Genomic DNA, 22,068 nt, shown 5'->3' with positions numbered 1-22,068 from the left:
CTCAACCGTGCGGCCCGCCGCGATCTGCTCGAAGACGCGCGCCTCGGCCGGCGTCAGGCCGAACAGCGCGGCGACCAGCGCGGTCGGCGCGACAAAGGGTGTATCCGCGCGTGCGACAAACACCGCCGCGACCACGCTGGCATCAAACGCCCCGCGCCCCGGGCGCAGCGGCAGGACATGCAAGGCTCCAGCTGAGCCGTCGCGCCAGCGCATTGGAACTCCCAACCCCTTGCGGCCGATGGCGCTCTCGTCCTGCGCTGCCTGGGATACCGCGACCGCCAGCGCGCTGGACACGGCGGAAACGCTGGGGCTGAGAATCCCGTTGCGGATTTTCAGCAGCTCGCCCCCGGCGACAATCGCACGCGCTGCCGGATTGGCATGCACGACATGCAGATCCGCGGTGGTGAGAAAGACCGGTGCCGTCAGCGTGTCGAGCNGCGCTGCCGGATTGGCATGCACGACATGCAGATCCGCGGTGGTGAGAAAGACCGGTGCCGTCAGCGTGTCGAGCACCGACTCGAAGGTCGATCGGGCGATCGCCGCGATGTCGAGCAGCCGGTTGATCGTCGCGGCGCGCTGCAGGTGCGGGATCAACAATCGGGCGGCCTCGATCTGCAGATCGTTGATGGGAGCGGCATCGACATGGCGGCTGAAGGACAGTGAGCCGAGACCACGCCCATCGCGCGCGAGCGGCACCGCCAGGGAATCGATCATGCCTTGCGGTTTACCGACCTCCACAAAGTAGCGGTTCGTCGTGTTGTCGAGGTTGGGATTGAGCTGGCTCAACACCGCCGGTCGATCCATCGGCAGCGAGCCCACCACCGCCATGCCACCCCATAGCTCGAGGACTTCAGCGCCGTAGCTGGCCATCTGGTCGACATAGGGTTGCGGGATGTTGCTGGCTACGTTGACCAGCACCTCGCCCGACGGCAGCGCTTGCAGGCGGAGGGCGGCGGTCCCGAAGCCGAGCGCGATGCGCATCTCCTCGATCGCGACGGGCCAGCGTGCGGGATCGATCGCGGCGTCGTAGATCAGCCCGATCAGTTCGGACAATTGAGCCATCGATAAAGCAGAACGCATCGCACCATACCCTTGCTGCATGGCAGCAAAATGAACGCATGATCCGGATCGGGCAAGTCCTGTCATCTCCCAAGGGAGATGGTGATCCAGTCTTTGGCGGTACCATCGGGCCTTGGTCGCCGCTATCCACCGAATGGTGGAAGACGCGGCATTTTCTTTGTGTTCGTTTGCGCCCGTCGGGTGCTGCGGTCCTGCGCGGAATTCGAGGGCATCGGTGTTTGCAAAGGCGACTGCTGTCTGGGGACGACAGCGCAAAGCGTCGGTAGCGCACTGCTTTATTTCAGCCCAGCCATGGCCGGAGCCTGTGCACCGGCCTGGCTATCGCGCGGGACCGGTCAGCCGGCGGGGCGACACCAGGTCACTCGTCCGGGTCAGCTATTTGGCAATGAAGCGAGGGGTTGAACGTGATTGCAGAAACGATTGGATGGGCGAGCATACCGGAGGACGCCATTGCCGCGACAAGGATCAGAACTGTGACGCCGACGCGTCGTCTGCGACTACACATTGCATCGATGTCTGCCGCGACAGCGGCTTTCGTGCGCGCGGCATCCTCCCAAGTGCCCGCTCTCGGGACCGCAGCCACCATGGTGGTCGCGGCGGCCGGCGTCGTCGCCTTCGCGCCAGACCCGGCGCGGGCGGCGGGAGTCATCTGCCAGGATTTCAATGGTCAGGATGGTGGAGCGGCTTTCGCGCAGACGTCATCCGGCGGCACCGCATGCGGAAGATCGGCCAATAGCAATGGCACTCTCTCGGTTGCGATGGGCAATGGCGCGGGTGCCTTCGGGGACAACAGCGTGGCGCTCGGCGTCAACGCCGGCGCCGGTGGACTTGTTTTCGACACGAACGCGGGCGGCCTGACCACCGACTACAACAATGCGAACACGACGGCCATCGGCACTGGGGCCGAGGCCGGCGCCGGCGGGGCGAACCAGGCCAATGCCACCGCCCTCGGCACCGCGGCCCAGGCGAATGCCGTGAACGCCACCGCCCTTGGCAGCTCGGCCCAGGCGAACGGCGGCAACGCCACGGCCGTTGGCAACGGGGCTACGGCAAATGCCGTGAATGCAATTGCTCTCGGCGACGCTGCGACGGCCAATTATGACAACTCCATCGCCATCGGCGTGGGCGCAACGACGACGCGCGACAACCAGGTCATGCTTGGCAATGGCCTCAACACCTACACGCTGACCGGCGTCGCTTCGCAGGCGAGCAAGGCCGCGCAGGCCGGCCCTACCTATCTGATGACGACGGACAGCACCGGCAATCTGGCGGCGTCGACGTTCGATGTGGCGACGCTTGCGAACCTGCCAGCACAAGTCGCCCAGAACAGCAGCGATATCAGCACGCTGAACAGCACTGTGAGCAGCCACACGAGCGAACTCGCCGATCACGAAACCCGCATCACCAACAACACCATCGCGATTGCGCTGCACACGACCGAGATCGCGGACCTCGACACGCGGGTAGCCACCAACACCACCAACATCAGCCATCTCGACGGCCGCGTCGGCGCGCTCGAGGCCGGCTTCCAGGGCCTCGGTGACCAGATCAGCGAAAACCGCACGGAAGCGCGCGCCGGCATCGCGCTGGCGCTGGCGACGGCGGGGCTGCGCTACGACGACAGGCCTGAAAAACTGTCGCTCGCCGGCGGCTTCGGCCACTTCAAGGGTCAATCCGGCCTCGCGCTTGGCCTCGGCTACAACACCAGCGAGGATTTCCGCCTCAACGCCGCTCTGTCGGCCACCACCAACCATGGCGATGTCGGCGTCAGCGTCGGGGCGTCATGGACGCTGAACTGATGCGGTCGGCATGATCCGAGGTGCGAGGGGGCTGGCTTGAAAAAGCCGCTGGCGGCCGCGTTCCCAAAGACGCGGTCGCCTGTCTCCCCGCCGGCGGCTCGATCTTGGGCAAACTCCAGAGGCCACATGAAGCACCCGCAATCTTCATCGGTCAGGCGGATGGCGCGGGCCGCCGCGACAGGCTTGCTGTCGCTCGGCCTGTTGGCCGCATCCCAGGGCGCTGCGGTGGCGCAGGCCAAAAAGATGGAGAAGGGCGACAAGGTCCACGCCGCCCGCCCGGCCAACATCGACCGCAACGGCGTGCTGATCCTGATCCGGGGCACGCTGCTGGCGCTCGACCAGGCCAACAAGACCGGCAACTACACGGTGCTGCGCGATCTCGGCTCGCCGAATTTCCAGGCCAACAGTGCCGCCCAACTCGGCGACATCTTCGCCAACCAGCGCAAGCAGGCGCTCGACTTCGGCGCCGTCGCGGTGCTCGAGCCGCAACTGACCTTGCTGCCGCAGATCGAGCCGAACGGCATGCTGCACATGGCCGGCTTTTTCCCGTCGGTGCCAATGCAGGTCAATTTCGAGCTTTTGTTCGAACCGGCGAACCGGCAGTGGAAGATTTACGGCGTGTCGGTCAACCTCACCTCAGGAGCGCCGCAGGCGCCCGACACGCCCGTCGCCGGGCAACAGAAACCCGACGAGGCCGCCCCGCCTCCGGACGCACCCTCGATGACCGTGCAGCCGAAGAAGGCTGCGAAGCCTTGAAGCGGCATGTGCATGCAGCCGCCGCTAGAGCAACTCCAGCCGCAGCGCGCTTGCCAGCAGCGACAGCGCGAAGACGAACAGGCCCGAACTGAAGACGAGATTGACGGTGCGCAGCCCGCGCGCGCTGAGCCGCTTGCGCAGATGGTTGGTGGCCAGTGTCAGCGTCGTCCACCAAGCCGCCGAGCCGAGCAGCACGCCGGCCGAGACAATGGCCAGGCTTTCCCAGGACGGGATGCCGGCTCCCAATATCCCGGGCGTGAGCGTGAAGAAGCCTAGCAGCGTCATCGGGTTGCCCAGCGTCCAGAACAGCCCTGTCACATAGGCCCGGCCCGATGGCATGCGCCGCTGCTGGCCAGCGTCCAGCGACGGAGTCAGCCGCGCCGCCGTGACCGCCATGTAGAGCAGGAACATTCCCGCGCAGAGCTGCAGCAGCATGTGCCAGCCGATCAGCATATGCGCCACCGCCCCAAGCCCGGCTGCGGCAATGGAGGCATAGACCGAGTGTGTGGTCGCCGCCCCATAGCCGGTCGCCAGACCCGGTGCGATGCCGCCCGCGATCGTGCGCTGCACGCATAAAAGGCCGGTGGGACCGATGGGAGCCGCGACCGCGAAACCCAGCAAGGCCCCACGCATCGCACTCAGGAAAAGTTCCGTTGTGCAGGACATGCCGACAGATCTTCCTTTGGCCGCACGTCGTCGGGATTCCCGGCCAGGCGACACCCTGGCTAGATGCCGGCCAAGGCCGGCAACGGGCGCCCCGCTTTCGCGAGCTGCTTCGATGTTCTTCGGGTAAGACGGCCGTTGGCGGGGCTGACAAGCACGTCGTCTTGAAGTTCTCTCCAAGTATTAGCTAGATGTAATGTGTCTGCGCATAGACGCCGTTCCGTCCCGTAGCGTTCAAGACCTGGCTGATGTGCCGACGCATTACTGGCGGCGGAGAAATGCAATTCTCCCGATGCGTGTCACGTGCCTTGAACTCAGTTCAACCTCAAGCCGGCGCACTCAATCACAAAACAGGCATCCCGGCGTCCACCATTTGGATTAGGCTTGACTCCCAACTTCTATTTTTTTCTACTGACTTTCAGTTGGCTTTCGGTGTGCCCCCCACCTCCGCGTCGACTTCAGACAGCAAAATCGCAAAACTCGAACGAGGGATTGATCCCGTTGAAGCGATGTCGGCGCAGCAGCACGCGATGCTTGACAGTGACCATCAACCCGCGCGGGCCGACATGACTGGCCGCTCCTATCCGGCGGAGCGCATTTCGGAACTCATCGGCAGGATCTACGATTGCGTCCTCGATCCGGCGCGATGGCAATCGGTGGTTGAAAGCATCCGCACCGAGCTGGACTTCTGCTACGCGGTTCTCGGCGTGTATCCGCTTCCGGGCGGGGAGGTTACGCTCGGCGTTGCGACCGGCATCGATTCGGTGAAGCTCGGCGAACTTCCCGCTTACGGCCAGGACCTCGTCGATCTCTGGGGCGGTGACACCAAGGTAAAGCAATATCCGCTCGAGGAGCCGATCGCGCAGTCGCAGGCCGTGCCGGATGCCGCACTTGTCGCCAGCCGCTATTTTCTCGAATGGGCCCAGCCGCAAGGGGTGGTCGACGCGGTCGCGATCGGATTGGAGCGCAATGCGCGCATGGTTTCCACGCTTTCCTTCGGACGGCATGAGACGGCCGGCATCGTTGGCAGCGCCGAACTCGACGCCTTGCGTCTCCTGGCCCCGCATTTCCGGCGCGCCATCGCCATCGGCCAGCTGCTCGAACTGCAATCGATAGCCGCCGCCAACGTGTCGTCGGTGCTGGACGGCCTCTCGGTCGGCGTCGTGCTGGTCGATGAACTGATGACACTGGTCCACGCCAATCCGGTCGCCGAGGCCATGCTGGCCCGCAAGGATCCGATCAAGGTCAGCAATGGCCGCCTTGTCGTCTCGGACGCCTCGCCCGCGATCTCGTCGGCGATAGAGGACGCGGTCGCCCAGGCCGCCGGCAACGAGGCCGCGCTCGGGCGCCGCGGCGGCACCGGTTTTCCGACACGTGGCCTGTCGGGAGAGCCGCGCATCATTCATGTCCTGCCGCTGAAGCGGCGCGAAAGCCGCCCGGGCCTGTTCCGGCGAGCGATAGCGGCCCTCTTCGTCGCTCCGGTCGACAGACCGATAAGTCTTCCCTTCGATGCGTTCGCAGCCCTCTACGGCCTGACCCCCGCCGAGGTTCGCATCGTGGAATTGATCGTCGCCGGCCGCACCCAGCGCGAGATCGCAAAGGCCCTCGGCCTGGCCAGCGCGACGGTCAAGACACATCTCCTGCATGTTTTCGAGAAGACCGGTGTTCGCCGCCAGGTCGATCTCGTGCGGCTTGTCGCATCGCTGGCATCGCCCCTCTGAAGATTCGCACCTGGGAGGGCACGATCCCGGGATGAACGGCCGAAGGCAGCCGATCCCGTGTTGCATCAATTGCAGGGGAGAATTCCCAATTTGGCAAACGGGAGGCAAATCCATGCTGCAAATGGCTTGTGATTTGACAACGCGTTCCACGTACCGGAGGTTAAGTATAGTAATCTTATCGACATAGAGAGCCGGAGACGACGATGAGAGGCCAGACCGACCCTATCACGGCGATCGCCGGTGGCGCCGGGTCCCAGCCGCGGGCCTCGGGGCACGCAAGCCGCGTTTCTGTGTCCGTGGCGTCACAAGCCGGGCCTAAAATGGTCGCAACGGCTTGAAAACCAAGCAAGATCAATCACAATTGGCTTGTATATCATGTCACTAGAATTTATGTGTCATGGATGCTTGGACGCGGCGGGGAGGCACGCCAGGCGTTTCGCAACGGATGGCTCGAGGCCATCGCATGACAGAGAAACGTTCGGTTCATGCTCACCAAAAAAGGCAAGTACGGCCTCAAGGCGCTGGTCCACCTGGCGCGGATGCCGGCCGGACAGCTCGCTTTCGTCGGCGATATCGCGACCGGCAACAACATCCCGAAGAAATTCCTCGACGCCATCCTGGGCGAGCTGCGCAACGCCGGCTTCGTCCAGAGCCGCAAGGGCAAGGACGGTGGTTATCGCCTGGCCCGGCCGGCCGACGAGATCAAGATCGGCCACGTCGTGCGCGTGCTCGATGGTCCGCTGGCGCCAATTCCATGCGCCAGCCGCACACAATATCAGCGCTGTGAAGACTGCAACGAGGCGACATGCCAAGTCCGACATCTGATGCTCGAGGTCCGGCACGCGATCGCCGAGGTGCTCGACCAGCGCAGCCTGGCCGAAATGCGCGATATCGGCTTCGACGACCTTGCGGACGCGACGGGCAGCGACGACCTTGCAGTCGCGGTCAAGATCAAGGCCTGACGCCTCGCATCCTGACAGTTCGCATCCTGACAATTCGCATGGGGCTGGAACGCGCATGAGCGGGCGCGCCAATTCGATCATTATTGTCGGCGGCGGCGCCAGCGGCGTCGTGCTGGCCGCGCATCTCTTGAAATCGCCCAATCCCGATCTGCGCGTGACGCTGGTCGAAAAGCGCCCGCATTTCGGCCAGGGCATCGCCTATTCCACGCTGCTGTCGGCGCATGTGCTCAATGTCAGCGCCGCCGGCATGAGCGCCTATGCCGACGATCCCGGCAATTTCTGGCGCTGGCTGCTGGAGCGCGGCCTTGCCACCCAGGACCAGGCGCCGGTCTATGCGCCGCGCAGCGTCTATGCGCGTTATCTCGGTGAATTGCTCGACGAGCTCGAGGCCCGCGAACTCAAGACGGGGCGGCTTCGCCTGATCCGCGAGGAAAGCCTGTCGATCACCCCCACCGCGTCCGGCGTCGAGGTCGCGCTCGCCAACGGCACCAGCGTCGTCGCCCATCTTGCGGTGCTGGCCACCGGCCATGAGGAGGAGCCGGCCCAGGGCCATGCGATCCGGATGGGCTCGGAGGCCGACACCGCGCTCGCCCCGGACAGCAGCGTCATGGTGCTTGGCACTGGCCTCAGCATGGTCGACGCGTTCCTGGCGCTGGAACAGCGCGGCCATCGCGGCGACATCGTCGCGGTGTCGCGGCGCGGCTTGCTGCCGTCACCGCACCGCAAGGGCAACCCGATCAAACTCGACGTAGCCGATATCCCGCTCGGCACCCAGCTTTCCTATTTCGTCGGCTGGTTCCGCAAGCTGATCAAGGAAAACCAGAAGGCGGGCGTCGACTGGCGCGACGTGGTCGATGGCCTCAGGCCGTTCAACCAGAAGATCTGGCAGAACTGGCCATCCTCGGCCAAGCGCCGCTTCGTCGAACACACCAAGGCGTGGTGGGACATCCATCGCCACCGCATGGCGCCCGAAGTCTACGCCCGGGTGACGCAGGCCGTGCAGTCCGGCCGCATCCGGCTGGTGGCCGGCCGCGTCATCGATATCGCACGCGGCGAGGAATTCGCGGTCAAGGTCCAGTCGCGCCACACGCAGCGCCTCGAGACCTTCGACGTCGCCCGCATCTATGATTGCTCGGGGATCGTGCGCGACATCTCGACCTCGTCGAACAGCGTGGTGCGCTCGCTGGTCGACCGCGGGCTGGCCCGGCCGGACCCGCTGCGCATCGGCCTCGACGTGTCGGCCAATTGCGAGATCATCGCCAGCGACGGCACGGTATCGGCCAAGATCCTGGCGGTCGGCCCGCTGACCAGGGGCACCTTCTTTGAAATCGACGCCATCCCCGATATCCGCGTGCAGTGCGCGCGGCTGAGCAAGCGCTTGCTGGGGTAGGCCGGTCAAAGGCCGCGGGACAGCGCCCCCCTCTGTCCTACCGGACATCTCCCCCTCAAGGGGGGAGATTGGATGTCACAACGGCTTTCGCCAATTTTCAGCGATGAAGAAAAAGCGATGAGGCCAAAGCCGCCAATCTCCCTCCTTGTGGGGGAGATGGCCGGCAGGCCAGAGGGGGGCGTGCCCCACCGAACAGGCTACAACCCGGAATTTCATTCCTTATCTGGCCGGCCGATTGGCACGTTCTATCTTCTTTCCGACTGTAAACGGCCGGAAAAGAGGCTACGCTGCCGCCCAGCCTGCGAGGCGGTCGCTTGATCAGGGAGTTTCGATATGAGCAAGCACAAGATCGCCGCGCCTGACAGCGAGCCCCCGGAAAGCGCATCCTCCCGGCTGCGTCCGCCCTACAAATCGGTTCTCGACCTTATCGGCCAGACGCCGGTGGTCGAGCTGACCAAGTTCGACACCGGCAAGTGCCGGCTGTTCATCAAGCTCGAAAGCCAAAATCCGGGCGGATCGATCAAGGACCGCATCGCGCTGTCGATGATCGCGGCGGCCGAGAAAGAAGGCAGGCTGAAGCCGGGCGGCACCATCGTCGAGGCGACCGCCGGCAATACCGGCCTCGGCCTTGCCCAGGTCGGCATTCCCAAGGGCTACCGAATCGTGCTGGTCGTGCCCGACAAGATGTCGCGTGAAAAGATCCAGCATCTGCGCGCGCTGGGCGCGGAGGTGCGCATGACGCGTTCCGATGTCGGCAAAGGGCATGCCGAATATTACCAGGACATGGCCGAGAAGATGGCTGCAGACGTGCCCGGCGCCTTCTATGCCAACCAGTTCGCCAACCCGGCCAACCCGCTGGCCCACGAAACCACCACCGGCCCCGAAATCTTTTCGCAGCTTGACGGTGATGTCGACGCGGTGGTGGTCGGCGTCGGCTCGGGCGGCACGCTGACCGGGCTTGGCCGTTACTTCGCCAAGGTTTCGCCGAAGACCGAAATGGTGCTCGCCGATCCGGTCGGCTCGGTGCTGGCGCCCTTGATCAAGACCGGCAAGATGGAAGAGGCCGGCAGCTGGACGGTGGAAGGCATCGGCGAGGATTTCGTGCCGCCCAATGCCGATTTGTCGCTGGTCAAGAAGGCCTATTCGATCACCGACAAGCAAAGCATGCTGGCGGTGCGCGACCTCTTGTCCCGCGAAGGCATCCTGGCCGGCTCATCCTCGGGCACGCTCTTGTCGGCGGCCCTGCGCTATTGCCGCGAGCAGACCTCGGCCAAGCGCGTCGTTACCTTCGTCTGCGACAGCGGCAACAAATATCTGTCAAAGGTGTTCGACGATTTCTGGCTGGCCGAGCAGGGGCTGGCCGAACACGAGCAGCATGGCGACCTGCGCGACCTCGTGATGCGCACACACCGCACCGGCGACACCGTCTCTATCGGGCCGGACGAAAGCCTGCTCAACGCCTATGGCCGCATGCGCCGTTCCGATGTCTCGCAGTTGCCGGTGCTCGACAATGGCAGACTGGTCGGCATCGTCGACGAAAGCGATATTCTTGCTCATGTCGACGGTCCCTATGACGGGCGTTGGGAACGCTTCAACATGCCAGTGCGCACGGCGATGACCTCCAACCTGCACACGCTGCAGGCCAGCCAGACGCTGGATGCTTTGCTGCCGGTGTTCGACCGCAACGAGGTCGCCATCATCTTCGACGGCGACGAGTTCGTCGGCCTGATTACCCGCATCGACCTGATCAACCATCTGAGGCGCGCACGATGACTGAAAATCCCTCGCCGTCGGGCAAGAATCGCCTGGCTTTCTCGACGCGCACGATCCATGGCGGCCAGAGCCACGATCCGCTGACAGGTGCCGTGATGGTGCCGATCTACGCCACCTCGACCTACGGCCAGCAGTCGCCCGGCGTGCACAAGGGCTTTGAGTATGCCCGCAGCCAGAACCCGACGCGCTTTGCCTTCGAGCGCGCCGTGGCCGACCTCGAAAGCGGCTCGGCGGCCTTCGCTTTCGCCTCCGGATTGGCCTCGATCGCCACCGTGCTGGAGCTGCTCGATAGCGGCGCGCATATCGTCGCCACCGACGACATCTATGGCGGTTCCTTCCGGCTGATGGAGCGGGTGCGCAAGCGCTCTGCCGGCCTGCAGGTCTCGTTCGTCGATTTCACCGATCTTGCGGCGGTGGAGGCCGCGATCCGGCCGGAGACGAAGATGCTCTGGGTCGAGACGCCGACCAACCCGCTGCTGCGCATCGTCGACCTCGAAGGCGTCGCCGCACTTGCCAAGCGCAAGGGCATCCTTTCGGTCGCCGACAACACGTTTTGCAGCCCCTATATCCAGCGGCCGCTGGAACTCGGCATCGACATCGTGGTCCATTCGACGACCAAATATCTCAACGGCCATTCCGACATGGTCGGTGGCGTCGCCGTCGTCGGCGACAACAAGGAGCTGGCCGCCCAGCTGAAATTCCTGCAGAACGCCATCGGCGCCATATCGGGTCCGTTCGACAGCTTTCTGGCGCTGCGCGGCCTGAAGACGCTGGCGCTGCGCATGGAGCGGCATTCCGACAACGGGCTGAAGATCGCGCAGTGGCTGGAAGCCCGCAAGGATGTGCGGCGCGTCATCTATCCCGGCCTCGCCAGCCACCCGCAGCACGCCATCGCCGTCCAGCAGATGCATGCCTTCGGCGGCATGATCACGGCGGTGCTCGACCGCGACCTAGCCGGCACAAAACGCTTCCTCGAACGCACGCAGCTGTTCACGCTGGCGGAAAGCCTAGGCGGGGTGGAGAGCCTGATCGAGCACCCGGCGCTGATGACGCATGGATCGATCCCGGCCGAGAAGCGCGCCGAGATCGGCATCTCGGATTCGCTGGTGCGGCTGTCGGCGGGAATCGAGGATGGCGATGATCTGATCGCGGACCTGGAGCAGGCGCTGGGGGGCTAGCTCATCCCCGGTTGACCCCGCACACCATCTGCCCGAATTGTAGCGCCCATGGCCACGCGCGAACCTCCGAAACCCACCGAACCCCTCACCTTCGCGGTGCTGGTGTTTCCCGGCTTTCCGATGATGGCGTTCAGCTCGGTGATCGAGCCGCTGCGCGCCGCCAATGTGCTGGCCAAGCGGCAGTGCTATCGCTGGATCATCGTCGGCGGCACGAAAGGGGCGGTCGAGGCTTCGAACGGCGTCGTCATCCAGCCCGGCTTTTACGCCGAGGATGCGCCCAAGGTCGACCGCATCGTCGTGTGCTCGGGCGGCGATGCCGATCACCTGGTCGCCGAGGACGCGGCGAGCTGGATCCGCCGCAGCCTGCGCAATGGCGCCCATATCGGCGCGGTGGCGGACGCGGCGTTCTTCCTGGCTCGCGCGGGCCTGCTCGACGGCCATGCCTGCACCTTGCACTGGACCAGCCAGGCCGCGTTCACCGAGGCGTTCCCGAACATCGAGCTGCGGCGCGACCTCTATGTCATCGACCGCAAGCGTTTTACGTCGGCCGGCGGCGTCGGCAGCCTCGACATGATGCTGGAGATCATCACCCGGGATTACGGCGCCGAGCTTGCCGCCGGCGTCGCCGAATGGTTCGTGCACAGCCAGCTGCGTTCCAGCGTCGACCGCAAGCTGATGCCGCTCAGGCTGCGCACCGGGGTGCAGAACGAGCTGGTGCTGTCGGCGATCGCCATCATGGAGGACGCGGTCGAGGAGCGGCTCGGCATGGCCGAGCTGACGGCGCGGCTCGGCGTGTCCTCCGACAAGCTCGAGCGCAGTTTTCGGTCCGAACTCGCCATCTCGCCCAACGGCTACTACCGGCGGCTCAGGCTGAAACGCGCCGCCGACCTCCTGGCGCATTCGACGCTCGCCGTGCGCGACGTGGCGCTGGCCTGCGGCTTCGCCTCGATGTCGAGCTTTGCCCGGGCCTTTCGGGAAGAGCATGGGCACGCGCCGAAGCTGGCTCGACGGCGTTAAGATAGTCAAAGGAATGGCGGGACAGCGCCCCCCTCTGTCCTGCCGGACATCTCCCCCTCAAGGGGGGAGATCGGATGTAACAACGGCTTTCGCCATTTTCAGCGATGAAGAAAAGAGCGATGAGGCCAAAGCTGCCAATCTCCCCCCTTGAGGGGGAGATGTCCGGCAGGACAGAGGGGGGCGCTTGGCACCTGCATGTCTTGTTGCCCAGCGGCATTCCGCACAACACACGCGGTTTCCAGCACAATCCTCCGGTCCCCGCTGCGCCATGCTCAACCCTCCCAAGCGACCCAAGGCCAGGCACCCATGAGCATCGTCGTATTCGATCCCGACAGCACCGAGGACGTGGACTTCAAGGATCGCATGCGCCATCCCGCGGCTGCCGATCCGGCGGGCGGCATGTGGCTGTCGGACACCGAGCCGTCCTTCATCGATGCGGATGCGCTGCGCAAGGGCCGGCTGGCCAAGCTGCGCGGCTGGATGCGTGTGGCCGGCTATGGCGGTGTCGTTTTGTTCGACCCCTACAACCAGCGCTACGCCACCGGCTCGCGCAACATGTTCGGCTATTTCCTGCGCAACTCGACCCGTTATTTCTTCGTGCCGACCGAAGGGCCGATCGTGCTGTTCGAATATCCGCAGAGCTACCATGTCTCGATGGTGCTCGACACGATCGACGAGGCGCGTCCTTCCAAGCTCGTCTGGTCGTCGGTCTCCGGCCGTGACGACGAGACCGCAGGTCCGTTCGCCGACGAGATCGCCGAATTGCTGAAGAAGCATGGCGGCGGCTCGATGAAGCTCGGGCTCGACCGCTGCAGCCATCTGCAGGCGTTGGCGCTGGAAAAACGCGGCTGCGAGGTCAAGGATTGCCAGGGCGAGATTCTTGCCGTGCGCGCGGTGAAGACGCCGGAGGAAGTGAAGTGCCTGCAGGTGTCGATGGCCGGCGCCGAGGCCGCCGTCTATGCGGTGCGCGAGGCGATCAAGCCCGGCGTCTCCGAAAACGAGCTGTTCGCCATCATGTATGGCGAGGTGATCCGCCAGGGCGGCGAGTTCATCGAGACGCGGCTGCTGACCTCCGGCCAGCGCACCAACCCGTGGTTCAACGAGGCCAGTGGCCGCAAGATCCGGCCCGGCGAATTGTTGGCGCTCGATACCGACACGATCGGCTGCTACGGCTATTATTCCGATTTCTCGCGCACCTTCCGCTGCGGGCCGGGCAAGCCGACCGACTACCAGAAATCGCTCTACCGCATGGCGCACGACCAGGTTCAGCACAACATTTCGATCGTCAAACCCGGCATGGCGTTCCGCGAGATCGCCGAGAAGGCGTGGAAGATCCCGGACCGTTTCGTCGACCAGCGCTACACTTCGGTCATGCACGGCGTCGGCATGCATGGCGAGACACCGTTCATCGCCCATGCCATGGATTACGAGACCTATGGCCGCGACGGCCATATCGTGCCAGGCATGGTGGTGAGCGTGGAAAGCTATATAGGCGAGAAGGGCGGCCGCGAGGGCGTCAAGCTGGAGGACGAGATCCTGATCACCGAGACTGGCACAGAGCTCCTATCGCGCTTCCCTTATGAGGACGAGTTTCTGGAGAAGCAGGTTTGACTGTCGTTGCGCGACCCTTATCAACCGGCGCAGCCTCCCACCACTTCGTCATCCTAGGGCGAAGCAAGGAGCGCAGCGACGCGGCGCAGACCCTAGGATCCATGCCGCGACCTCAGCGCGCCGCAATGGTCCAAATTCTGCTCCGCTGCACCACTCGATCAACGTCACGGCATGGATCCTCGGGTCTCCGCGACGCCGCTGCGCGGCTGCTTCGCCCGTGGATGACGAAGTCGGGAAGGCCTCGGCCAATCACCACTGCCTGCGCCAGCTCGCTGACCGGAGCGGCGTTGGCTTCTGACCGGCCTGTCAATCGTCAGAGTCACTTGGCCGCGAACCCAGGCGCATCCGCATGAAAAGTCCCATCGCCATCAAGCGCGGCACCGCGGCCGCCGTCTTTATCGACCTGCAGGAGGAGCACCGGCAGGATCCGCGCTATCTGGTCGAGGGCTTTGCCGGCATCCTCGCCAACGTCCACCGGCTGCAGGCAGCGGCGCGGCAGAACCATGTGCCGCTCTATCACTGGGCCTATATCGTCGATCTCGACAGCCAGGACCGGCCGTTCCACCCGGTCGGGGCCGACGGCAAGTCGGCCTTCTCCGACAAGAGCGACCCGCTGACCGAAATCTGCCAAGAGGTGGCGCCGGCCGAGGGCGAGGCGCTGCTGATCAAGGCCGAGGCCAGCGCCTTCCGTTCCGGGCCGAGTGCCGATCAGATCAAGGCAAGCGGCATCGAATGGCTCGTCGTCGCCGGCGTCTGGACCGAGGCCTGCATCGACGCATCGGTGAAGGACGCGGTGGCCAGGGGATTTCGCGTGCTGCTGGTCAAGGATGCCTGCGGCAGCGGCAGTGCGGCCATGCACCAGACCGGCATCCTCAACCTCGCCAATCGGCTCTATGGCGGCGCCGTCATCGACACCGACGGCGCCTGCCGGCTGCTGGCGGGCGAGACCGTCACCGCCTGGCAGGTCGAAGGCTCGGTGCCGCTGCGCTTCAGCTTCGACAATGCGGCCGCGCTCTATGCCGAGCTTTGAATCGCCGGCATGACTGACAAGACCGGCCGCGGCGAATACGAGACACGGCTCGATCCGGCGCTGTGGTCCTATATCGACAGCATCAATGCCTGGTACCCGCCGGAGATCGTCGACCAGCCGATCGCCAAGCAGCGCGCGGTCTACGACCGCATGTGCAGGGCGCTGCGCCAGCCCTATCCGCCCGGCGTCGTCGCCAAGGACCAGCTGATCGCTGCCGCCGGCCGCGACATTCCGGTTCGGCGTTACCAGCTCGCCGGCAGCGCGCCGCGTGCCACGGTGCTCTACTACCATGGCGGCGGCTTCATCCTTGGCGGGCTCGACAGCCACGACGACATCTGCGCGGAGATCTGCGCCGGCATCGGCTTTGCCGTGCTGTCGGTCGATTACCGGCTGGCGCCCGAGCATGTCCACCCCGCCGCTTTCGACGATGCGCTGGCCGCCTTCGACTGGGCAGCGGCGACGTCGGACCTGCCGATCGTGCTGTGCGGCGAGAGCGCCGGCGGCAATCTGGCGGCGGCGGTGGCGCAGGCGACGCGCGGTCATCCCCGCGCTGCGATCGGCCAGGTGCTGATCTATCCCGGTCTCGGCGGCGACGAGAGGTCCGGCTCCTATGTCGAACACGCCAACGCTCCGCTGCTGTCCGTCGGCGACATTGCCTTCTACCGCGATGTGCGGTCGGCCAAGCGGCAATCGCCCGACGATCCGACATTTTCGCCGCTGCGCGACAGGGATTTCTCCGGCCTGCCACCGACGGCGATCATCACGGCGGAATGCGATCCGCTGTCATCCGATGGCGAGACCTATCGCGACCGCATTGTGGCGGCCGGCGGCAAGGCCTGGTGGCACGAGGAGAAGCGCCTGGTGCACAGTTTCCTGCGCGCCCGGACGACAGTGCCGGCAGCGGCGCATGCCTTTGCGAGCATCATTTCGGCGATCGCGGCCCTGGGTCGCGGCGAGTGGCCGTACTGACTCTTACGACGCCGCGGCCTTTGCCTCGGATGATGTGGCCTTCAGCCACAGCGCCTTTTCGCCGAGCGTAGCGACCATGGCGGCATGGGCGGCGCGTTCGGTCTCGGTCAGGCGCGGCAGCAGGGGCGCCGGGCGCACGGCGGCAATGATTTCGATGTGGCGGACATTTTCGCCGCGCTGCGCCGGCGCGGTCGCGCTGTCGAGGATAAGGGCGGCCTGCTTGCCGCCGATCAGCTCGATATAGACCTCGGCCAGCAGTTCGGAATCGAGCAAGGCGCCGTGCTTGGTGCGCTTGGTGTTGTCGATGCCGTAGCGCCGGCAGAGCGCGTCGAGCGAGTTGGGGCCCATCGGATGCTTGCGGCGCGCCAGCGCCAGCGTGTCGACGACAAGGCCAGGATCGACGACGGGATGTCCGAGCCGGCCGAATTCGACATTGAGGAAGCCGATATCGAAGGTCGCATTGTGGGCGACCAGCTTGGCGCCGTCGGCGAAGGCCAGCCACTCCTCGACGATCTCGGCAAAGGTCGGCTTGCCCGCGAGGTCCGCGGCGCTGATGCCGTGCACCGCTTGCGCCTCCGCATGGATCGCGCGCCCTTGAGGGTTGATGTAGTGGTGGAAGGTGCGGCCGGTCGGGAACCGGTTGACCAGCTCGACGCCGCCCAGCTCGATCACGCGGTCGTCGCGCGAATCCAGGCCGGTGGTTTCGGTATCGAAAATGATCTCGCGCATCGAATCAGGTGCTCCTGGGGGCAGAATCGCCAGACCGGAACAAAATGGCAATGGCCAATGCCTGTTTTCCCTTCTCCCCTTGCGAGAGAAGGTGGCCGCGAAGCGGTCGGATGAGGGGTGTTCCAGGGAACGCCAACGCCTCACTCCGCTGGAACACCTCTCATCCGTCTCGGCGCTGCGTGCCGATCCACCTTCCCCCACAAGCGGGGAAGGAAGAGCCTAGCGATCCCCGGAGACCTGCCTGATGATTGCATCGACCTCAGCACGTGCGGCATCCATCCCCTCGCCGGTGTCGATGATGAAATCGGCCAGCCGGCGTTTTTCGGCATCCGGCACCTGCTTGGCCAGAATCGCCGCCAGCTTTTCTTCTGTCATCCCAGGTCGTGCCAGCACGCGCTGGCGCTGGACTTCGGGGGGTGCGGTGACGACGACGACCTTGTCGACGCGGTTGCGGCCGCCAGTTTCGAACAGCAGCGGAATATCGAGCACGGCGATCGATTCGCCCGCGGTACGATGCTTGGCCAGGAAGGCGTCGGCATCGGCGCGCACCAGCGGATGGATGATGGCTTCCAGCTGCTTCAGCGCGGCGGTATCACCGAGTACACGGGCGCCAAGCTTCGCGCGATCGACCACGCCGGCAGCGGTTGTTCCCGGGAAAGCCGCCTCGACCAGAGGTGCTGCCTTGCCGGCATAGAGGCGGTGCACGGTCTCGTCGGAATCGTGGACCGGCACGCCGGCCTCGGCGAACATCTTGGCCGTCGTCGACTTGCCCATGCCGATCGAACCGGTGAGGCCGAGCACGATCATGGCTTCGGCACCAGGTCGGCAACGATGATCGCGCGAAGTTCGACCGTGACCTTCGGCCTGACGCCGAACCAATGTTCGAAACCGGGCACGGCCTGGTTGAGCAGCATGCCGAGGCCGTCCACCGTCTTCAGCCCGCTGGCGCGCGCGGCGGCAAGCAGCGGCGTTTCCAGCGGCACATAGACAAGGTCGGTGACGATCGCATGGCTCGGCAGCAGCGCCGGATCGGCGGCGAGGCCCTCATTGCCGACCATGCCGAGCGCCGTGGTGTTGACCAGCAGGCCGGCATCGGCAAGCAGTTCGCCGGTCGCCGCCATGCCGTGCGCCGAAACGCCGGCGCCGAAACGATCGCGCAATTCCTCCGCACGGGCCAGCGTGCGGTTGACGATGCGGATGTCGGATACGCCACGCTCTTTCAGCGCGTGGACGACCGCGCGGGAAGCGCCGCCGGCGCCAAGCACGACCGCGGGGCCCTTGCTTGCCCAGCCCGGCGCATGATCATCCAGATTGGCGGCAAAGCCATGGCTGTCGGTGTTGCCGCCCCACAGGATGCCGGCCTCGAACCACAGCGTGTTGACGGCGCCGATCTCTTCCGCCGCCTGGTCACGGCGGCCGGCCAGCGCAAAGGCGGCTTCCTTGTGCGGGATGGTGACATTGCCGCCGCGATAGCCGTTGGCCTGCAGGGTTGCCAGGAATTCGGCGAAGTCGTGCGGCGCCACGTCGATCGCCTCGTAGCTGCCGTCGATGCCATGCTTGGCCAGCCAATGGCCGTGGATCTTCGGCGAGCGCGAATGCTTGATCGGGTGGCCAGTGACAAAGGCCTTCTTCGTCGCCTCAGCCATCGATCGCTCCAAGCGTGCGCAGTTCGGCCAGCAGCGGCAAAAGCGGCAGGCCGACAATGGTGAAATGGTCGCCTTCGATCTTCTCGAAAAGCTGGATGCCTTCGCCCTCGACCTGGTAGGCGCCGACGCTGGCCAGCGCCCTGGCGCCGACGCGGGCGAGGTGGCGGCCGATAAAGGCGGGATCGAGCTTGCGCATGGTCATGGCGGCAATGCCGACATGGCGCCACAGCACCTTGCTGTCACGCACCAGCACTGCGGCGCTGTTGAGCTGATGGGTCTTGCCGGACAACGCCAGCAGGTGACGCCGCGCGCCTTCCATGTCGGCCGGCTTGTGGAACACCTCGTCACCGAGCGACAAGGTCTGGTCGCAGCCGAGCACCAGCGCACCTGGCCTGCGCTCGCTCACCTCGGTGGCCTTGGCCTCGGCCAGCACCAGGGCGACGTCTTCCGGGGAAACACCGCTATCCTGCAACGGCGCCTCGAGCGCGCGCTCGTCGACCTCGGCCGGCACCGCCTCGACGTCGACGCCGGCACTAAGCAGCATGGCCTTGCGGAACGGACTGCCGGAAGCGAGGATGATTTTTTCTGTCATGCTTCTTCACCAGGGTTGGCGTTCCGTCACGCACCCCTCATTCGACCGAGCTTCGCTCGGCCACCTTCTCCCGCAGGGGGAGAAGGGAAGTGCTGCGCTGACGCCGCTGCAAATCGCCAACTGGTGGTAATCTGCGGGACGCCGGCGCCGAGTTCTTCCTTCTCCCCCTGCGGGAGAAGGTGTCGCCGAAGGCGACGGATGAGGGGTGCGTGACGGAATACTCACTTATCTCGTCTGCCTAGCGCGACTTCCCCCGCAGGGCAACGATCGCCGCCGCGGTTTCCTCGATCGAGCGGCGGCTGACGTCGATCATCGGCCAGCCATGGCGCGTGCAGATCTGGCGGGCGTAGGCGAGTTCTTCGTTGATGGCGGCGCGGTCGACATAATCGGTCGGCACGTAGGAGCTGCTGTTACCGAGGATGCGGTTTTGGCGGACATGCGAGATCCGTTCGGCGGTGGCGATCAGCCCGACCACCAGGGGGGTCTTGGCCGCGACCAGGCTTTCGGGGACGGGCACGCCGAGCACGATCGGAATGTTGGCGGTCTTGATGCCGCGATTGGCGAGATAGATGCTGGTCGGCGTCTTCGAGGTGCGCGAGATGCCGATCAGCACGACATCGGCGTCGTCCATGTTGAGCGGCAGCTGGCCGTCATCATGATCCATGGTGAAGTTGAGCGCATCGATGCGGCGAAAATATTCGGCGTCGAGGACATGCTGGGCGCCGACGCGCCGGCCGGCCGGCGTGCCGAGATAGGACTGGAACACGGTGAGCACAGGCTCCAGCACGGAGACGCAGGGCAGGCCCATCGCCGCACAGCGCTCATCGATGCCGCGCGCCAGCTTCTGGTCGACGACGGTGTAGAGAATGATGCCGGGCTCCTCCTCGATGTCCTCGAACACTTTCGCCACCTGCTTTTCGGTGCGGATCAGCGGGTAGATATGCTCGATGGCGCGCGCGTCCTTGTATTGCGCCGAGGCGGCCCGGCCGGCAGCGAGCAGCGTTTCGCCGGTCGCGTCGGAAATCAGGTGCAGGTGAAAGAAGCTCTGGGGTTTGTTCACAGGGATCACCTGGGGCTGTGGGCGGATGTGGATAAGGTCGGACAGCGAGCCAGGCTCGTTGGAGGCGACTGTATCAGATGCCAGTTTGTCCACAATTCGATGTGCTGTCAGCTTCGTCGGAGGGCTGGGGACAAGTCCGTGGACGGATTCTCTTGGCCTTGGCCTGTCCACAGGGCCGGGCTTTCCGGCCGGGTCCTAACGCTTTGGAAGCGATGATGGATTCCCGACCGTCCCCAGAACCCAACAATCCGGCCAAACGAACGCGCGACAATATGCTTGCTGGCTTTTTGCGAGGCGAAGCGGGACAGGTGGCAACCACCAGAACCAACAGACTCTTAGAATCAGAAGAATCTTAGATATAAGAATATTTGATTAGAAAGAGGCTTGGAGAAGCGAGCGCTCGATGCCCCAGAACCGGATCATGCTGGATGTCCTGAAGGGCAAGGCGATTTTTCCTCCACCACTCTGGATGATGCGCCAGGCCGGACGCTATCTGCCGGAGTACCGTGAAACGCGCAGGCGAGCCGGTTCGTTCCTCGACCTCTGCTACGACCCCGACCTTGCGGTCGAAGTGACGCTGCAGCCGATAGAACGCTTCGGCTTCGATGCCTCGATCCTGTTCTCGGACATCCTTGTCGTTCCGCATGCGCTTGGCCGTGACGTGCGCTTCGAGGAGGGCAGAGGACCGCTTTTGACGCCGATCTCGGCGGCGGAGATTTTGGCTCTCGAAAGCGATGTGTTTCACGTGAATCTCGAACCGGTCTACGAGACGGTTCGCCGCTTGCGGGCAAGATTGCCTGACGAGACGACACTGATCGGCTTCTGCGGCGCGCCGTGGACGGTGGCGACCTACATGATCGCCGGCCACGGCACGCCGGACCAGGCACCGGCGCGGCTGTTTGCTTACCGCGAGCCGGTGGCGTTTCGACAACTGCTGAAGGTGCTGGCCGATCATTCCGCCGCCTATCTCATCCGCCAGATCGAGGCGGGTGCCGACGTGGTGCAGATATTCGATTCCTGGTCGGGCGTGCTCGACGATGCCTCCTTCGAACAGTTCTGCGTCGAGCCGGTGGCCGAGATCGTCAGACAGGTAAGAGCCGTTCATCCCGATGTGCCGGTCATCGGCTTTCCCAAGGGCGCCGGCGCCCGCTACCAGAGCTATCGCGAGAAGACAGGTGTGACGGGGCTGGGGATCGACTGGACGGTGCCCCTGGCGGCGGCGAAGGACTTGCAACGCTCTGGTGCCGTCCAGGGCAATCTCGATCCTTTGCGACTGGTGGCTGGCGGCAAGGCACTGTCCGATGGCGTCGCGGCTATCCTGAAGGCGTTGGGAGATGGACCGCTGATCTTCAATCTCGGCCACGGCATCACGCCGGAAACGCCGGTGGCGCATGTCGAGGCGATGGTGAAACTGGTGAGGAGCGCGACACGCTGATGGCTCGGCCAAAAGAGATGAACAATCCAGCCAATACGACCAACGCTGGCAATGGGGGCAGCACCGGCCAGGCGATGATACGCATGACCGTCGGCATCGCCGCGCTGATCGTGCTGACGGCGCTGTTGTTTTTCGTTGCACCCGACGGTTTCTATCCCTGGGCGAAGGCGATCCATATCCTGGCCGTCATTTCGTGGATGGCTGGCATGCTCTATTTGCCGCGGCTGCTTGTCTATCACGCCGATGCCGAGAAGGGCTCGGTGCAGTCGGAGACCTTCAAGGTGATGGAGCGGCGCTTGCTGCGAGGCATCATCAATCCGGCAATGATCGCGACCTGGATGTTCGGCCTGTGGCTTGCCTGGAAAGGCTTTGGTTTCCAGGGCGGCTGGCTGCACGCCAAGATCGGTTTCGTGCTGCTGTTGTCCGCCGTTCACGGCTATCTGGCCGGCGCGGTGCGGAAATTTGCCGAGGACGCCAACGAAAAGTCCGCGAAGCACTGGCGGATGATCAACGAGATCCCCACATTGCTCATGATCGCAATCGTGATCCTGGTTGTCGTCAAGCCGTTGTAGGCCTCCATCGGTCGCGTAAAACGCAGCTTGCTCTTTCACCCGACCGACGATAAAAGACGGGTCTTCCTTCCCGTCATGCGCCGCC

At 64.8% G+C, this 22,068-nt stretch carries 19 protein-coding genes; 13 read left to right on the top strand and 6 right to left on the bottom strand.

The annotated features are described in order from the left end of the window. The first annotated feature begins 1,592 nt into the window (after positions 1-1,592). Both X743_RS139990 and X743_RS139995 read left to right on the top strand, forming a co-directional pair. Positions 1,593-2,879, top strand: coding sequence for a YadA-like family protein (locus tag X743_RS139990; protein ID WP_245264340.1), 1,287 nt, complete (start codon positions 1,593-1,595; stop codon positions 2,877-2,879). 126 nt (positions 2,880-3,005) lie between these two features. Next, a complete protein-coding gene (locus tag X743_RS139995) occupies positions 3,006-3,635 on the top strand; it encodes a hypothetical protein (RefSeq protein ID WP_031258698.1) in 630 nt (209 codons plus the stop codon). A 24-nt stretch (positions 3,636-3,659) separates the two neighbouring features. Here X743_RS139995 and X743_RS140000 read toward each other — a convergent pair whose 3' ends face one another. Beyond that, complete coding sequence (locus X743_RS140000) at positions 3,660-4,301, bottom strand: LysE family transporter (RefSeq protein ID WP_023768974.1); 642 nt, start codon at positions 4,299-4,301, stop codon at positions 3,660-3,662. A gap of 527 nt (positions 4,302-4,828) precedes the next feature. On the opposite strand from X743_RS140000, the gene X743_RS140005 reads away from it, so the two are divergent. The 9 genes from X743_RS140005 to X743_RS140045 all read left to right on the top strand — a co-directional run bounded on the left by X743_RS140005 (position 4,829) and on the right by X743_RS140045 (position 15,949). After that, positions 4,829-6,019, top strand: a complete 1,191-nt coding sequence (locus tag X743_RS140005; RefSeq protein WP_051508640.1) for a helix-turn-helix transcriptional regulator — start codon at positions 4,829-4,831, stop codon at positions 6,017-6,019. 485 nt (positions 6,020-6,504) lie between these two features. Continuing rightward, on the top strand, positions 6,505-6,981 hold the full coding sequence (locus tag X743_RS140010) for an Rrf2 family transcriptional regulator (RefSeq protein ID WP_023768972.1): 477 nt from the start codon (positions 6,505-6,507) through the stop codon (positions 6,979-6,981). A gap of 55 nt (positions 6,982-7,036) precedes the next feature. Then, the gene (locus X743_RS140015) at positions 7,037-8,371 is read left to right on the top strand and encodes an FAD/NAD(P)-binding protein (RefSeq protein ID WP_023768971.1); all 1,335 of its coding nucleotides are present in this window, start codon (positions 7,037-7,039) and stop codon (positions 8,369-8,371) included. A 333-nt stretch (positions 8,372-8,704) separates the two neighbouring features. After that, entirely contained in the window at positions 8,705-10,144 is a 1,440-nt protein-coding gene (locus X743_RS140020) for a pyridoxal-phosphate dependent enzyme (RefSeq protein ID WP_023768970.1), read from the top strand. Next, positions 10,141-11,322: a PLP-dependent aspartate aminotransferase family protein gene (locus tag X743_RS140025; protein ID WP_023768969.1), complete on the top strand. Its 1,182-nt coding sequence runs from the start codon at positions 10,141-10,143 to the stop codon at positions 11,320-11,322. The genes X743_RS140020 and X743_RS140025 overlap by 4 nt, the downstream gene beginning before the upstream one ends. Before the next feature lie 48 nt (positions 11,323-11,370). Continuing rightward, positions 11,371-12,339, top strand: coding sequence for a GlxA family transcriptional regulator (locus X743_RS140030; RefSeq protein WP_023768968.1), 969 nt, complete (start codon positions 11,371-11,373; stop codon positions 12,337-12,339). Positions 12,340-12,645: 306 nt separating this feature from the next. Further along, the gene (locus X743_RS140035; protein WP_023768967.1) at positions 12,646-13,950 is read left to right on the top strand and encodes a Xaa-Pro peptidase family protein; all 1,305 of its coding nucleotides are present in this window, start codon (positions 12,646-12,648) and stop codon (positions 13,948-13,950) included. A 349-nt stretch (positions 13,951-14,299) separates the two neighbouring features. Further along, entirely contained in the window at positions 14,300-14,980 is a 681-nt protein-coding gene (locus X743_RS140040) for an isochorismatase family protein (protein WP_023768966.1), read from the top strand. A 9-nt stretch (positions 14,981-14,989) separates the two neighbouring features. After that, positions 14,990-15,949, top strand: a complete 960-nt coding sequence (locus tag X743_RS140045) for an alpha/beta hydrolase (protein WP_023768965.1) — start codon at positions 14,990-14,992, stop codon at positions 15,947-15,949. 3 nt (positions 15,950-15,952) lie between these two features. Here X743_RS140045 and dnaQ read toward each other — a convergent pair whose 3' ends face one another. From dnaQ to X743_RS140070, 5 genes are all read right to left on the bottom strand, one after another. Beyond that, the gene (dnaQ, locus tag X743_RS140050) at positions 15,953-16,678 is read right to left on the bottom strand and encodes a DNA polymerase III subunit epsilon (RefSeq protein ID WP_023768964.1); all 726 of its coding nucleotides are present in this window, start codon (positions 16,676-16,678) and stop codon (positions 15,953-15,955) included. 219 nt (positions 16,679-16,897) lie between these two features. Beyond that, the gene (coaE, locus tag X743_RS140055; protein ID WP_023768963.1) at positions 16,898-17,485 is read right to left on the bottom strand and encodes a dephospho-CoA kinase; all 588 of its coding nucleotides are present in this window, start codon (positions 17,483-17,485) and stop codon (positions 16,898-16,900) included. Beyond that, positions 17,482-18,324 carry a shikimate dehydrogenase gene (locus X743_RS140060; RefSeq protein WP_023768962.1) on the bottom strand — a complete coding sequence of 281 codons (843 nt, stop codon included), beginning with the start codon at positions 18,322-18,324 and terminating at the stop codon, positions 17,482-17,484. Before X743_RS140060 ends, coaE begins: the two co-directional genes overlap by 4 nt. After that, the gene (locus tag X743_RS140065) at positions 18,317-18,916 is read right to left on the bottom strand and encodes a Maf-like protein (RefSeq protein ID WP_023768961.1); all 600 of its coding nucleotides are present in this window, start codon (positions 18,914-18,916) and stop codon (positions 18,317-18,319) included. Before X743_RS140065 ends, X743_RS140060 begins: the two co-directional genes overlap by 8 nt. Before the next feature lie 238 nt (positions 18,917-19,154). Then, entirely contained in the window at positions 19,155-19,976 is an 822-nt protein-coding gene (locus X743_RS140070; RefSeq protein WP_031258696.1) for a pyruvate, water dikinase regulatory protein, read from the bottom strand. 403 nt (positions 19,977-20,379) lie between these two features. Here X743_RS140070 and hemE point away from each other — a divergent pair, with 403 nt between their 5' ends. Both hemE and hemJ read left to right on the top strand, forming a co-directional pair. Further along, positions 20,380-21,411, top strand: coding sequence for a uroporphyrinogen decarboxylase (gene hemE / locus X743_RS140075; protein ID WP_023768959.1), 1,032 nt, complete (start codon positions 20,380-20,382; stop codon positions 21,409-21,411). Then, positions 21,411-21,983, top strand: a complete 573-nt coding sequence (gene hemJ / locus X743_RS140080; RefSeq protein WP_023768958.1) for a protoporphyrinogen oxidase HemJ — start codon at positions 21,411-21,413, stop codon at positions 21,981-21,983. The genes hemE and hemJ overlap by 1 nt, the downstream gene beginning before the upstream one ends. Positions 21,984-22,068 lie beyond the last annotated feature (85 nt).

The organism is Mesorhizobium sp. LNHC232B00, assembly GCF_000502435.1.
GTDB classification, from domain to species: domain Bacteria; phylum Pseudomonadota; class Alphaproteobacteria; order Rhizobiales; family Rhizobiaceae; genus Mesorhizobium; species Mesorhizobium opportunistum.
This window is presented reverse-complemented; position numbering and strand designations above follow the sequence as displayed.